At 59.1% G+C, this 13756-nt stretch carries 13 protein-coding genes; 8 read left to right on the top strand and 5 right to left on the bottom strand.

From position 1 onward, the window contains the following. The first annotated feature begins 99 nt into the window (after nt 1–99). Entirely contained in the window at nt 100–1296 is a 1197-nt protein-coding gene (locus AC1RTQ_RS08580) for a serine hydrolase domain-containing protein (protein WP_492875020.1), read from the top strand. Beyond that, nucleotides 1293–2465 carry an MFS transporter gene (locus tag AC1RTQ_RS08585; RefSeq protein WP_492875021.1) on the top strand — a complete coding sequence of 391 codons (1173 nt, stop codon included), beginning with the start codon at nt 1293–1295 and terminating at the stop codon, nt 2463–2465. The genes AC1RTQ_RS08580 and AC1RTQ_RS08585 overlap by 4 nt, the downstream gene beginning before the upstream one ends. 149 nt (nt 2466–2614) lie before the next feature. Here the strand turns inward: AC1RTQ_RS08585 and AC1RTQ_RS08590 are convergent, their stop codons facing one another. After that, nucleotides 2615–3961, bottom strand: coding sequence for an aminotransferase-like domain-containing protein (locus AC1RTQ_RS08590; protein WP_492875022.1), 1347 nt, complete (start codon nt 3959–3961; stop codon nt 2615–2617). A gap of 138 nt (nt 3962–4099) precedes the next feature. Between AC1RTQ_RS08590 and AC1RTQ_RS08595 the strand changes: the two genes are divergently transcribed. Then, complete coding sequence (locus tag AC1RTQ_RS08595) at nt 4100–4504, top strand: VOC family protein (RefSeq protein WP_492875023.1); 405 nt, start codon at nt 4100–4102, stop codon at nt 4502–4504. 247 nt (nt 4505–4751) lie between these two features. Then, nucleotides 4752–5324, top strand: a complete 573-nt coding sequence (locus AC1RTQ_RS08600; RefSeq protein ID WP_492875024.1) for a DinB family protein — start codon at nt 4752–4754, stop codon at nt 5322–5324. Nucleotides 5325–5450: 126 nt separating this feature from the next. On the opposite strand, the gene AC1RTQ_RS08605 is transcribed toward AC1RTQ_RS08600, so the two are convergent. Further along, complete coding sequence (locus AC1RTQ_RS08605; protein WP_492875025.1) at nt 5451–6230, bottom strand: alpha/beta fold hydrolase; 780 nt, start codon at nt 6228–6230, stop codon at nt 5451–5453. Nucleotides 6231–6756: 526 nt separating this feature from the next. Here AC1RTQ_RS08605 and AC1RTQ_RS08610 point away from each other — a divergent pair. Next, complete coding sequence (locus AC1RTQ_RS08610; protein ID WP_492875453.1) at nt 6757–7287, top strand: O-acetyl-ADP-ribose deacetylase; 531 nt, start codon at nt 6757–6759, stop codon at nt 7285–7287. 165 nt (nt 7288–7452) lie between these two features. Here the strand turns inward: AC1RTQ_RS08610 and ertE are convergent, their stop codons facing one another. Then, entirely contained in the window at nt 7453–8745 is a 1293-nt protein-coding gene (gene ertE, locus AC1RTQ_RS08615; protein ID WP_492875026.1) for an N-carbamyl-l-glutamate amidohydrolase ErtE, read from the bottom strand. A 42-nt stretch (nt 8746–8787) separates the two neighbouring features. Between ertE and AC1RTQ_RS08620 the strand changes: the two genes are divergently transcribed. Together AC1RTQ_RS08620 and AC1RTQ_RS08625 are read left to right on the top strand one after the other, a co-directional pair. After that, nucleotides 8788–9729: a LysR family transcriptional regulator gene (locus tag AC1RTQ_RS08620; protein WP_492875027.1), complete on the top strand. Its 942-nt coding sequence runs from the start codon at nt 8788–8790 to the stop codon at nt 9727–9729. A gap of 42 nt (nt 9730–9771) precedes the next feature. After that, on the top strand, nt 9772–9939 hold the full coding sequence (locus tag AC1RTQ_RS08625) for a hypothetical protein (protein ID WP_492875028.1): 168 nt from the start codon (nt 9772–9774) through the stop codon (nt 9937–9939). Nucleotides 9940–10401: 462 nt separating this feature from the next. Here the strand turns inward: AC1RTQ_RS08625 and AC1RTQ_RS08630 are convergent, their stop codons facing one another. Both AC1RTQ_RS08630 and AC1RTQ_RS08635 read right to left on the bottom strand, forming a co-directional pair. Beyond that, a complete protein-coding gene (locus tag AC1RTQ_RS08630) occupies nt 10402–10800 on the bottom strand; it encodes a BLUF domain-containing protein (RefSeq protein ID WP_003071555.1) in 399 nt (132 codons plus the stop codon). Nucleotides 10801–10809: 9 nt separating this feature from the next. After that, nucleotides 10810–11418 (bottom strand): MHYT domain-containing protein, encoded by a 609-nt coding sequence (locus AC1RTQ_RS08635; protein WP_492875029.1) that lies wholly within the window; start codon nt 11416–11418, stop codon nt 10810–10812. A gap of 288 nt (nt 11419–11706) precedes the next feature. Between AC1RTQ_RS08635 and AC1RTQ_RS08640 the strand changes: the two genes are divergently transcribed. Next, nucleotides 11707–13251: a methyl-accepting chemotaxis protein gene (locus tag AC1RTQ_RS08640; protein WP_492875030.1), complete on the top strand. Its 1545-nt coding sequence runs from the start codon at nt 11707–11709 to the stop codon at nt 13249–13251. The last annotated feature ends 505 nt before the right edge of the window (nt 13252–13756 follow it).

The raw sequence follows: 13756 nt of genomic DNA on the forward strand, positions 1-13756 counted from the left end.
GACATTTTTGTCCGTATAAAGAGGAACTGTAGCCTACTTTTTCTTTAATCTCAGACTTTCTATCGTCACGGCGTGATCCATTGAATCAAGGCCTCTTACGTGACTTATCCCGTCTTTCCTTTACGCCCGGGCATTCCGCCCATACATCTGTCTACCCGAATACATGCCGTCGTTCAGCAGGCTCTGGATGAGCGGCGACTGGTCGGTGCCGTCGTGCTGGTGGCACACAACGGCGAACTGATCCACCAGCAGGCCGCCGGCCATGCCGAGCGCGAGAGCGCGCGCCCGATGGAGTTGACAACCATCTTCCGGCTGGCATCGGTGAGCAAGCCCATCGTTTCAGCCGCTGCGCTTGCGCTGGTTGCGCAAGGTCGCCTCGATCTGGATGAGGACATTGGCCGCTGGCTCCCTGGGTTCCTGCCCCGGTTGATTGATGGCCGCCCAGCACGCATCACTGCCAGGCAGTTGCTTAGCCACACAGCAGGGCTGGGCTATCGCTTTTTCGAGGCCGATGCCGATGGCCCCTATGCCCGGGCTGGTGCCTCGGACGGCATGGACAGAGTCAACTTCAATCTGGCCGAGAACCTGCGTCGTATTGCCAGCGTGCCGCTTCTGTATGTGCCGGGTACCTCCTGGGGCTACTCGCTGGCAACCGATGTGTTGGGGGCATTGATCGAGCACATCCATGGCACCTCACTGGACGAAGCAGTCAACCAATGGGTAACAGGTCCCCTGGGCATGAGCGATACCGGTTTCTTTGTGCGCGATCCGCAGCGCGTGGCCACTGCTTACGTAAGCGATACGCCCCAGCCACACCGGCTAGCCGAAGGTGAAGTGGCTTCGCCATTCGAGGGCGCCGCAGTAGGTATCAGATACAGTCCGGGCCGTATCTTCGACGCCCTGGCTTTCCCTTCAGGCGGAGCCGGAATGGCAGGCACGGCTGGAGACTTTCTGCACCTGCTGGAGGCCTTGCGGCAGGGTGGGGGGGCATTGCTTCCCGATGAGCTGATCAACGAGATGGGGCGGGACCAGACTGGTGGACTGGAGCTGCCGGATGCACCGGGCTTTGGTTTTGGCCTCGGCTTTTCAGTCTTGCGGGATCCGCTGCGCGCAGCGTCGCCAGAATCGGTAGGTACCTGGCGCTGGGGTGGAGCGTACGGCCATGCCTGGTTTGTGGATAGGGCACGGGGCCTGAGCGTTGTCGCCTTCACCAATACCCTGTACGAGGGCATGTCCGGTCGCTTCGTCGCCGAGTTGCGCGACGCAGTCTATGGTGCGCAGGAAGTCGTGCAATGACCGCCGCACATCAAGACCGCATGCCCATTGCATCATTGCTGGCGCTGGCAATGGCCGCGTTCATCACCATCCTGACCGAAGCGCTGCCGGCAGGGCTGCTGCCTCAGATGGCGAGGAGCTTGATGGTGTCCGAAGCCTGGACAGGGCAAACAGTCACGATCTATGCCATGGGGTCGCTGGTAGCCGCCATCCCGTTGACCGCCGCCACCCAGGGCGTGCGCCGCCGTCCGCTGCTGCTGGCGGCCATTGCAGGCTTTGCCATCGCCAACACTGTCACGGCCCTGTCCAGCAACTATGTCCTGACGATGATCGCGCGCTTCTTGGCGGGCGTGTCGGCCGGTCTGCTATGGGCGATGCTGGCAGGCTATGCCGCGCGCATGGTGCCCGAGCACCAGCAGGGCCGAGCCATCGCCATTGCGATGGTGGGAACACCATTGGCGTTATCACTTGGGGTTCCGGCGGGCACCTTCCTAGGCAATTTGCTGGGCTGGCGGATGTGCTTCGGCATCATGAGCGGACTGGCGCTGGCGCTCATGGCATGGGTACAGGTCAAGCTGCCAGATTTTGCGGGCCAGGCGGCGAGCAAACGCTTGTCTCTGGGGCATGTGTTCACTTTCCCGGGTGTACGTCCGGTGCTGTTCGTGGTGCTGGCCTTCGTTCTGGCACACAACATCCTCTATACCTATATCGCGCCATTTCTAGCGGCGGCAGACATGGCGAAACGAACAGACCTGGTTCTGCTCATGTTCGGCATCACTTCGCTGCTGGGCATCTGGGTCATCGGCGTGCTGATCGATCACCATCTGCGCGCCCTGACGCTGGGCAGTACGCTCTTGTTCGGCCTGTCGGCGCTGGCACTCGGCCTGATGGGCGATGCGCCTGCCGTGGTGTATGCCGCAGTGGCCGCCTGGGGTCTGGCCTTTGGCGGCGTGGCGACACTGCTTCAAACAGCTATCGCCAAGGCGGCGGGCAACGCGGCCGACGTTGCGCAGTCCATGCTGGTCACAGCCTGGAACATCGCGATTGCAAGTGGAGGACTGATTGGCGGTGCCTTGCTGGATTATCTCGGCGTCGCCGCATTCCCTCCGGTGCTCCTGGTGCTGCTAGCTGCAACGCTTGCTGTTGTGTGGGCAGCCAGGCGCCACGGCTTTCCAGTTATACAAAGATAAGGATAAGGCGGGGGAGTTCTTCGGTATCTGCTTCATTTCTTGCGCAGCTCGAAGAACGCCTGCTTAAGCCGTGCCTGCAGCGACCGGGTAGATGGATTGCCGGGCTCCTCTTATTTGTCTTCTCCGCCAGGCCTGCGTCGGCGCCGCACTCAAGCTTGCAGCTTGAGCAACTCTGCCAGCAGCTTCAGCGCGTCGCTCAGGTCTTCGAAGCTTGGGCCGCCCAGGCAAATCCGAAGGCCGCTCCTTCCATCCTGCGGGCCCACCATCATGGCTTCTGGCGGAGTCAGCTTCAAACCGGTTTCTGCGGCCGCAGCCACAAGACTATTGGCGGCCTCGCGCTTCATCGGCAGCCAGACGTTGTAGGCATCGGGATGCCAGACAAGTTCGCCAGTCCCGAGAAGCGAGGCGGCAAGCCTGGCACGCCGCCGGGACTCATGGCGCAGATCCCGCTGGATCGAGGCGATCACGCCGGTGGCCAGCCATTCATCGACTACCGCACAGGAGAATGCCGATGGTGCCATCGGCACATCCTGCACCAGTTCTTGCGCAGCGCCGCCCAGTTCGGTTGGGACTAGCAACATGCCGATCTGCAGCCCCGGCCCAAGCGATTTGGAGAGTCCGTTCACATGCAATGAGATATCGGGCGCCAGTGCCGACAGCTGGGGCAAATCAGGGAAGGCGGCGGCATAGACCCCGTCTTCGATGATCCATGCTCCCGCTTTCCGGCAAATCTCCACGATGGCTTGCCTTCGTTCCAGGCTCATCGTGGCAGTTGTCGGGTTGTGCAGCGTCGGGGTGACGTAGACCGCCTTGCCATCGCTTGGCGCGACACTGCCAAGTGCGTCCGCAAGCGCTTGCGGCACCATCCCTTCGGCATCGATCTCGACACCTTGCATCCGATACCCTTTGCGCCGGGCCAGGGCAATAGCGCCGGGATAGGTGATCTGCTCAGTCACAAGCAATCCTTGCGGGCCGCAAGCCAGATCAAAGGCCAATGACAGCGCCTGGCGCGCGCCGCTCGTCAAAAGCAAAAGCGACGGATCGACGACCAGGCCAAGTGTCATCAGCCAGCGGGCGAGAACACGACGATGTTCCAGGTGTCCGCCAGGAGGTGCATAGAAATTGAAATGGTCTGCGTCGATTTTGCGAGCGATCCCCGTCAATGCCCGCGCCAGGATGCGTGCGTTGAGTGCGGCCGGCGGCGCATTGGACGACAGCTCAATCAGGCGATCACCATGCGCCTGCTGAATCGCGACAAATGTTCCCCGCCCTTTGACACTGCGTGTCAGACCTCTGCGCTCCAGAGCGGCATAGGCCTTCGTCACCGAGCCAAGACCGATTTGCAGCTTCTCTGCAAGATCTCGATGTGCAGGCAGACGATCACCCCCCGCCAGTCGGCCCTCGACGATGTCGTCGGCCAAGGCAAGTGCAAGTCGTTCGGCCGCATTGGCTTCAATGTTTGCAAGGCGAGGCTGCCAAGGGGATTGGAGGAGCATGTTTGCAGTCTCGACAAAAAGAGTGTCTCGTGACACTATTTGATTATTTAATAGTGTAACGTTCTCGCAAATGCCTTTGCATGACTGCCTCTTGGTGAAAGGTGCTCAGCGGCGATGACGGAAAGCAAGGAGAGCGAGATGTTTAGCCACGTGACTGTTGGAACGCGTGACCTTGAGCGGTCAGGCCGCTTTTACGACGCGGTGCTTGTACCGCTTGGTCTGAAGCGCCGGATCGTGGTGCCCGATGGTGGGCCGGCGGCGCTTTGCTGGGTAAGCGCATATGCGAGTCTGCCTCGCTTCTATGTCTACAGTCCGTACAACGGAGAACTAGCGACCGTCGGCAATGGCAGCATGGCGGCCTTTCTGGCGCCGTCAGCAACAGCAGTGGACTCCGCCTACGCCGATGGACTGGCACACGGTGGCAGGGATGCAGGGGCACCTGGGCCACGTCCTCATTATGGGGACGGCTACTACGGCGCCTATCTGCGCGATCCCGACGGCAACAAAATCCATATCGTGCATCGTGCCGATCTCCAGCCCTGATGCAAGAGATGTGTGTATTTCTGGGGGCGCCGACATGGCCGACAGCCAAATCGCACTCGTCTATCGGCGTGATTGGGCCTCATGCCGAGAGCAGCTATGTTGCCGCTCAAGGAACCCGGCCTAGTCAAAAAAGCCGCATCTATCCGAGCCGTGACGATGCCGACCAGGTCCGGGTCGGCGGCGAGACGCACACGTATGTCCAAAGCGAGCGACACAGTTTTTGAAGACCTCTAAGGAACTCTCGAGTATGTCCACAACCCTTCAGCACCCATACAGCCCACCACTCAAAGAGCGCGCGGCGCTGTCCGCATCGGCGGTAGACACATTGAGAATGCTGGTGCGCTACAAGGCCTGGGCGAATGGCCTGACGTTCAAGAACGTGATGGAGCTACCGGAAGGCGAGGCTCTTCGGCAAAGACCGACGCGGTTCGGGAACATGGTGCATACGTTGAACCACGTCTATGTGGTGGACGATATCTTCAGGCAACACCTACAAGGCAGGAAGCACGGCTACACCGCACGCAATACGGAGCATACGCCTTCGGTTGACGATCTATGGAAGGCGGTTCAGGAAATGGACTCCTGGTACATCAGGCTTGTCGATACCTGGTCGGACGAAGATCTTGTGAAAGTCGTCCATTTCGAGTTTGTAGGAGGGGGACAAGGCGCCATGGAGCGTGGGCAAATCGTGCTGCATATCGTGAATCACAGCACTTATCACCGAGGTTTTGTCGGCGACATGATGTATCAGATACCGTTTACGCCGCCATCAAACGATCTGCCCGTATTCATCCGAGATCACTATCGCAACACTCAGTGAGGCGCTCAATTTCGACGGGGGGCTCTGAAATCGTATGGTGTCGACCGTAGGAGGGAGGGCATTGGACCGTGCCAGTGCAGGCCAGAGCGACGTGGCGTCTGACACCACGCCTACGCTCTCGAATCCCTATTCATGCACCGCCGAGCTCTCTCGTGGTGTTGCAACGTTCCGAACGAAGTCAGCCACCACTGCAGCGGCCTCTTGAGGAATGGCTTGCAGTAGGCAGTGTGGAGCATCAAACGCCTGAACTCTTATCTTTCGAAGACACTGCTCTGCATCAGACACGGAAGACTGCGGCACCAGGCGGTCACGTATCCCTTTCAGGTAGAGAACCGGAGCATCAATTGCTTTGGCATGTGCTCGCACATCTACGGATACCACCGCTCTCAGCCTTGAACGTAGAACCGCCGTTTGAACCTTGGCCAAGGCGGACCGCAGCATAACCCGCAGGCCCGGCGTCGCAAACCGGCCCAGAAGCATCAGGTTCAGTATTGCAGCAGGAGGAAGCGGAACGGGCATGGTCGCCAGGCCGCTGAGCCAGCGAAGGCCCGGCCTTGGATTGCGAACGAACGAGCAGCACAGAACAACGCCCACAACGCGCCCCGGGTATGCCGCTGCCAGCGAAATGGCAATAGGTCCTGAGAAAGATTCTCCCAACAAGACCAAACGGCCATGGGGCGGCAAGGCCGATGTGGCAAGTTCCGTTAGGTTGGTATAGGTCTGTGGCACACCAGAAGTTGGATAGCTCACCACGACGACGGGGGTCGTCTTCCCCAAAGCGGCAACGAACGGTGCGAAAAGCTCACCCGTGCCATCCATGCCAGGAAGGAGAACAAGGACCACGGGCCCAACCTCGGCAAGAGATGGCGACTGCAAATCAGAGAATCCTGCTGAAAGGCTGTTCATGGGCGGGGGCGGTAGTTGCAACCCGGTCTATTACAGCACTTTGAATAGTCTAATTTAACGATCAAAGGAACTGGTTTGAAGGCGGCTGGAACAAGGCTGCTTCGGCTTGCGGGGAGGGCGGATATGCCTTGCGGGTCGTGTGCACGCGAGCAGGAAATCGGAGTAAGGCAGTTCCTCGTTCAAGATCCGGATGGATGCCTGCTTAGACTGACGAGCGACCTCGGGACAAGACCTTTTGGCTTCGGTAGGTTTTCACCGGAACCGGCGATCGATCACAGGAAGGTACGCTTCTGGCCGGACTGCTAAAGCTGCAGATTGACCCAGTGCAGGCAATCGAATGCTCGCTAGAACAGAAGTCATGCAACGGTCACGATCGCTCAAAATTACGATCTTTCTGATTCCAGGCGCTTCGGGTACGCGGCCGCACACAACTGCATCGCACGTCGGCACTTACTCGGCAACGCGTTTACAAAACTGGTCTGTCATTGCAGTATCGAGTGCCTTCCTGCTCTTTCGTTGTAAAGAAATGCCCACACGCCTTCATGCCATCTGCTCTGACATCACAAAGCTTCATGTGGGCGCGATTGTCAATGCAGCAAATTCGTCTCTGCTTGGCGGAGGTGGCGTCGATGGTGCAATCCATCGTGCGGCTGGTCCAGACCTTGTGCATGAATGCCGGCTTCTCGGAGGCTGCAAGACTGGCGATGCAAAGGTGACCAGGGCCTATCGCCTATCTGCCCAATACATCATTCACACCGTCGGACCCGTGTGGAGAGGAGGGCAAAGCGGAGAAGCAGAGCTGCTCGCTGGCTGCTATCGCCGATGCATAGAGTTGGCAAAGGAGAAGTCAGTTGCCTCGCTTGCTTTCCCAAGCATCAGTACAGGCATTTACGGGTACCCGATCGAGCTGGCTGCGCAAGTGGCTGTCAGGACCGTCCACGAAAGCCTGTCGGAACATTCGCCAATTGAAGAGGTTGTGTTCTGTTGCTTCTCACCTGCTGACTTGCTTCAGTATGAATTGATTTTGAATCGACTGCCGCCATCTGGATCCGAGTAGCACCTGAGACTGGAGCCCAGCTCTCATGACCGCTCCTGACCGGGAGTGTGAGCTTGTAAAGCTGACCATTGCTGCGCGGCGAACCTGCAAGACATCCAAGTACCCATTTACGCATGACAGGCAGGGACCAGGACAAGCCTGGTCCATTCACATTCGTGATTGCAGCTAGTCCATTTGCTCATCCAGGTTCAGCAGGGTAGCGGCAAGCACCTGGGTGCCGGCCAGAACCTGGCCCGGTGAAGCCCATTCCACTGCGCTATGGCTGCGTCCATCAAGACACGGGATGAAGATCATCCCCGAGAGACCGGTCTGAGCCAGGTACATGGCATCGTGGCCGGCACCGCTCGGCATGCGTCGACAGCCCAGACCCAGGCGCTGGGCGGATTGCTCCACGGCAGCAGCAATCAGCGGCGCGCAGGCAACGGGGTCCACATGGGTGCGAGGTTCCACGCGCCAATTCACGCCCAATCGCCCTATAGCCGGGCCGCAGCGCCGCGCCAGAATTTCCCAGAATTCCTGCAGCAGGGGGGCATGGTTGCTGCGCACCTCCAGCGTCAGGTCCACCTGGCCAGGCACGGTGTTGCTGGCGTTGGGAGAGACGTTTATGCGACCTACTGTGGCAACCACGTAGTGAGGTGTGCTGCGGCTCCACTGCAGCGCCAGGCGCTGGGCCTGGCGGATCACTATTGCTGCAGCCACGAGAGCATCGCTACGTTCATTCATGGGCGTGGTGCCCGCATGATCGGGCCGACCTTCAAAGAACAGCTGAGCGCGGCGTATGCCAACGATGTCGGTCACGGCACCTATGTCCAGGCCTTCGCGCTCCAGCACAGGCCCTTGTTCTATGTGCAGCTCCACAAAGGCCGCAAAGCCGTCCTGCCGGCGATCGGCCTGGGCCAGAGCTTCGGGGCGGGCGCCCAGGCGCTGCAGGGCCTGGGCCAGGGTGTCGCCGTGGTCGTCGCGGGCGGCCAGCATGTCGGCGCTGAGCTGACCGGCCATGGCACGACTGCCCACACAGGAGATGCCGTAGTCACTGGGCTCTTCGCAGAGGAAGTCTATGACCTCGAAGGGGTGCTTTAGCGTGATGTCCGCGTCCTGCAGGGCATGGGCCACTTCCAGCCCTGCCAGCACACCCAGAATGCCGTCGAAGCGTCCTCCGGCATTCACCGTGTCGGTGTGCGAGCCCGTGGCCAGGGCTTTCAGATCATCATGCCGTCCGGGGCGTCGGCCGATGAGGTTGCCTGCAGCATCCAGGCGAACCTGCAGGCCCGCGGCCTCGAAAGCTTCGCGCAGCCAGGCACGTGCAGCCTGGTATTCCGCGCTGAAGGCGCGGCGGGTCCAGGGCATATCGGCTCGGGTGAATTGGGCCAGGTCTTCGAGGCGGCGCCACAGGCGGTCGCCGTCGATCGGCGGCAGAGCCGAGGAAAGAAGAGGGGAGCAAGTAGAAGCGTTCTGCATGGAGTAATCTTCGCCCGAGATTTACCAATAAGGAATCTTTTGATGTTTATGCAAGGTATTAGTGAAACTTTGGCTAATGCCCCTGGTTTGATGCTGTTGAGGAGCTTTTGCCTGGTCGTTCAGGAGGGCAGTTTTTCCCAGGCAGCGGAGCTATTGCAACTGTCCCAGCCGGCGGTCAGCCTGCAAGTGCGTCAACTGGAACGCCATCTCGGCACACGCCTCATAGAGCGCGTGGGGCGGCGTGCTGTGCCGACGGCTGCCGGCAAGGCCTTGCTGGAGCAACTGCCTGCCGTGAGCGTGGCGCTGGAAGGCCTGGCCCATGCGCTGAGTGCACATGCTCGCGAGGTGAATGGGCAGGTGCGTATAGGTACGGGCCTGACTGTGTGTCTCTATCTTCTGCCCGCGGTGTTGCGCCAGATACGGGCCAGTCATCCGGGCATCGACATCGTGGTGGTGACGGGCAATACCGAGGAGTGCGTAAAGCGCGTGGAGGGCAACAGTTTGGATCTTGCCCTGGTCACCTTGCCGGTAAACCGCCGTGCCTTGCTGGCCACTCCCGTGCTGCACGACGAGCTGATGGCCGTAGCTCGCCCGGAGATGCTGATGCCGGGGGATGCGGTTGCTGCGCCAGAGCTGAGATCCCTGCCTCTGCTTGCCTTGCAAAAATCAGCCAGCACGCGCGGGGTGGTCGATGCCTGGCTGCGCCGTGCTGGTGAACTACCGCATCCTCAGATGGAGCTTGACAGCGTCGAAGCGCTCAAGGAGATGGCGGCCATAGGCCTGGGTTATGCCGTGATTCCGCGCATGGCCATGCAGGGGCGAGGCGCTCGCGATGACCTGGTCTCACGCCCGCTCACACCACGATTGCAGCGAACACTGGCGATGGTGTTGCGAAAGGACAAGCCATTGAGCCGTTCCCTGTCGATGGTTTGCCAGAGTATTCAGGCGCATTGTGCCACCTGGATGCAGCGACCAGAGGTTTGAAAAAAGTTTGATGGAATCTATATCCTTGCTGCGCCAGTGCCGATGTTTGGCATCGACGATTCAGAGGACATCGATGAACTGAAGCAAATGTCCATCGCCTTTGATCTTTCGGCCGGCGAGTACGAGGAACTGAAAGCCGCCTTGACGAATATCTTTACCGGGGAGAGCTGTTTTGAGATGACCAACGGCCAGGCTATCGGGGCCGCATAGGTGTGACGAACGGGTACGGGCCCTTCGGCGCGGATGCGTCATCAAGTGCAGGATAGATGCGCCGCAGCCTTGATGGTCATGGTCTCCATACCGGTCTGTCGGTCGCCATGAGCGTAGGGCCGAGCAGGGCGCGGGTGGCTGAGACGGGGAGGCGGATCTGGAGACAGAATGCCTCACTCGTCCAGCGCCAGTTCTCACATGGAAAAGTCTTATCCACTCAATCGACAGCAGTTCCAAGCGGTATCGGCACTTGCCAGTCATCAGCGTTATCGGCATTTCATCGGCCGAGTAGTCGTTTCGCCGCACCAGTTGCAAGGCGATATTGAAGAAGAACTGTCGTGCCTTTAGTGAATGAAAGCAGTTTGAAATTCCGCTGCCAGCCGGCAGACGGCCGTCTCGGAACGATCTTCGATCCGGCGCAAATCAGGGTGCTTCAGCAACAAGGAAGTCCAATGGCAGCTGCTATGCAGCATCCAGCATTGGCAATAGTTGCTGCAGGCAACTCATTGCGGCATCTCCGTCGACAACCCACATTTGGGCCAACGGCTCGGCATCTTCTACCGAGAGGTATGCCATGGTCCAACCGGAGAAAAGGCGACTCGTTATGCCTCTTGCCTCGTGCTGCGGAGTGAAATTGGTATGGCGATTGTCCAGGGATATCTTTTTGGCCAGTGCAACCACCTGCTGCTGAGGGCCCTCCATGTATTGAACGAAGCGCTGACCGTCAAAAATCAGGATCCCTGTGATCCCATGGGCCTCATTGAAGCGGCGTGAGACTCTGGTGATATCTGCGACACAGCTCGTACTTGCGTCACTGGCGATTTCACTGTGATAAAGAAAACATCCGAGCAGGTGTTTCAAGATTGCCTCTTACTTTTTAGCGCTGCAAAGGTGCGGTTGGTGCCGCTGTCGTGATCGTCTCAAGCCAGGTATCCAGAACCTATTTCTTGCAGACAGAGTTGGAGTGGTGATCAGCGGGCCCAGTACAGCCACTACCATCGACAGTCCAAGTGCGCTAAGCACATACCTTCCCGAAGTAATTGCAAGGGGATTTTCCGTCGTGCAAATGAATTCGGACGCACTCATGCCTGTGTAGTGCATGACAACTGCGCCCAGCCCAAGCATCGATCCGGTCAACAGCAAGCGACCAATGCTGCGCGGGTTGTGAGCCACGATATGAAAAGCCAGAGCCGAGATTGCCATCGCGGCAATGAGCGACACGCCCGTCTCCGATACCGAGTAGCCGGTCTCAAGGTCCATGCGCAGCGCAAGCATGGCAATGAAATGCATCGACCATACGCCAATGCCGCCAAGAGCAATCCCTGTGCTGCCGAGGCTCATCAGATAGCTCTGACGGTCATCAACCTTCGGTTCAAGTCCCTTGGCGTGGATCAGCGCAATGAAGGCTCCAATCATTGAAATCGCGTACGACAGTACAACCAATTCCATGCTGTAGCTGGTGCTGACCACTGCATCCATGATGCCTCTCCTGGTTGCCGAACAAGAAGAATCCAGAATTCGCAAATTGACTTGTATCAAATTAATTCAAAGCCATCAAGATGATTTTATGAATCAGATCTGATTCGATGCTAATCAGATACATCAGATCTGATCTATATTCAAAAATTGAGACAAATCAAAGAATATGTAAGCACTTGATACGAGAAAGCGCTCAAGGAGCGATCGCACGGGTGCCCAAGGCGTACTGGCTTTACTCAATCTGGGCGGTATCTCGTTCCGTCAGGCCATTGACCACAGAAGGCACATATGAGAGTGAACGCACCGGTAACTCAGCGGGAGTACAGCTTTGATGAGCATGCAACTCTGATGTCCACCACGGACACAGAGAGCTACATCAAATATGCCAATCAGGCGTTCATGGAGGTCAGCGGCTTCGAGCCGCAGGAGGTCCTCGGCCAGACGCACAATCTGGTGCGCCACCCGGACATGCCCCCGGCCGCTTTTGCCGACATGTGGGCCACCCTCAAAAGCGGCGAGCCCTGGAGTGCACTGGTCAAGAACCGGCGCAAGAACGGGGACCACTACTGGGTCCGGGCCAATGCCATTCCCATCATCCGCAATGACAAGGCCAAGGGCTATATGTCGGTGCGCACGCAGCCCGAGCGCAAAGAGGTCGAGGCGGCGCAAAAGCTGTATGAGTCCATGCATGACAAGGGCGCTGCCGCCCCCGAGCTGCACAAGGGCATAGTCTCCAAGAAGGGGCTGGGGAAGGTGCTGTCGATCTGGCGGCACATGGGGGTGCGCCGGCGCATTCGCCTGAACTCCCTGGCCTTGTGGAGCGCCCTGGTGCTTGGCGCCTGGCTGCTGGGTCAAAGCCAGATGCAGTTTTTGTCGATGGCGGCCTTCATGACGGTGGCGCTGATGGTGATGACGCTGCTGCTGGAGAGGCAGTTCGCCACGCCGCTGGAGCTGCTCAAGCGCCAGTCGCTGAATGTGGCAACCGGCAACAACCGGCAGACCGAATACTTGCAGCGCACGGATGAAATCGGCACCACGCTGCGCACGGTCAACCAGATCGGTCTCATGTTTCGCTGGCTGGTGGACGATGTGAATCAGCAGGCGCTCAATGTTCAGCAGGCCTGTAACGAAATCGAGCAGGGCAACAGCTATCTGCATGGGCAGACCGAGCAGCTGGCGGTGAATGTGGCCCAGACCTCGGCGTCCATGGAGCAGATCACGGCCCGGGTTCAATCCAGCGCCGATACGGCACAAAAAGCCGGTGTGCTGGCCAGCGAAGCCAGCGCGGCGGCCTTGCGCGGGGGGCAGTCCATGGATCAGATCGTCTCCACCATGGAGTCCATCACAGCCAACTCCCGCCGCATTGCCGACATCGTCGGCGTGATTGACAGCATTGCGTTTCAAACCAATTTGCTGGCGCTGAATGCGGCTGTGGAAGCCGCCCGCGCGGGCGAGCATGGCAGGGGGTTTGCCGTGGTTGCCGGTGAGGTGCGAGCCTTGGCTCAGCGCAGCGCCGATGCAGCCAAGGAGATCAAGACGCTGATTCAGGCCAGCACGGCCACCATCGAGGCAGGCTCTTTGGTTGTGAACGACGCGGGGAGCAACATTGGTGAGATCGTCTCCCAGGCGCGCAGCGTTGCGGACTTCATTGCCGAGATCAGCAAGGCCACGCGTGAGCAGAGCGAGGAGATCAGCCAGGTCGGCAAGTCGGTGGCGGACATGGACTATCTGACGCAGCAGAACGCGCAGTTGGTGACTCAGGGGGCGCAGGCGTCCAGCAGCATGCAATGGCAGGTGAAAAATCTCGTGGAAGCGATTGGCGTGTTTCGGTAAGCGGCCGCACCAGCGAACAATCGTGAAGACTGCTTCTGGCCGGTGGGCGAGCGTCTCGGAACGGCCCCCTAAGAGCCGCTAACACCATCCAGCAAACCGTAGGTTTGCGATTGAGACGAGACGTGAAGCCGCAGGCAGTACAAAAGTACGACAAGGCGAAGCAACGACGTATCAAGGGGGGAGCGGGTCTAAGAGGACTGCTAAGGTACTAGTGACTCTAGGCGGAGCTTGGGCTCTTCATAGACCGAGTCCTCGGCGGGATAGCGCAGGCCTGAAATGCCGCGCGCTTTTGCGATTGCCCATACGACGCTTTCGCCAGCAGGCAATGTGTCAGGTTGCGAAGAATAGACAGGATCTTTGAATGCGGTTGTTGCTGGTACGAACGTCCAGCCTTGCTTGCGAAAGGCCGAAACGTCCAAAGGCGAGAGCACATTCTGCTTGAAACACGTGGACTGCTTTTGGCCGAGAGTTGCTGTCTCTGTTCGACCCAGAGCAGTCATTGAAG

The sequence above is a fragment of the Comamonas sp. GW821-FHT11H03 genome (assembly GCF_058807955.1).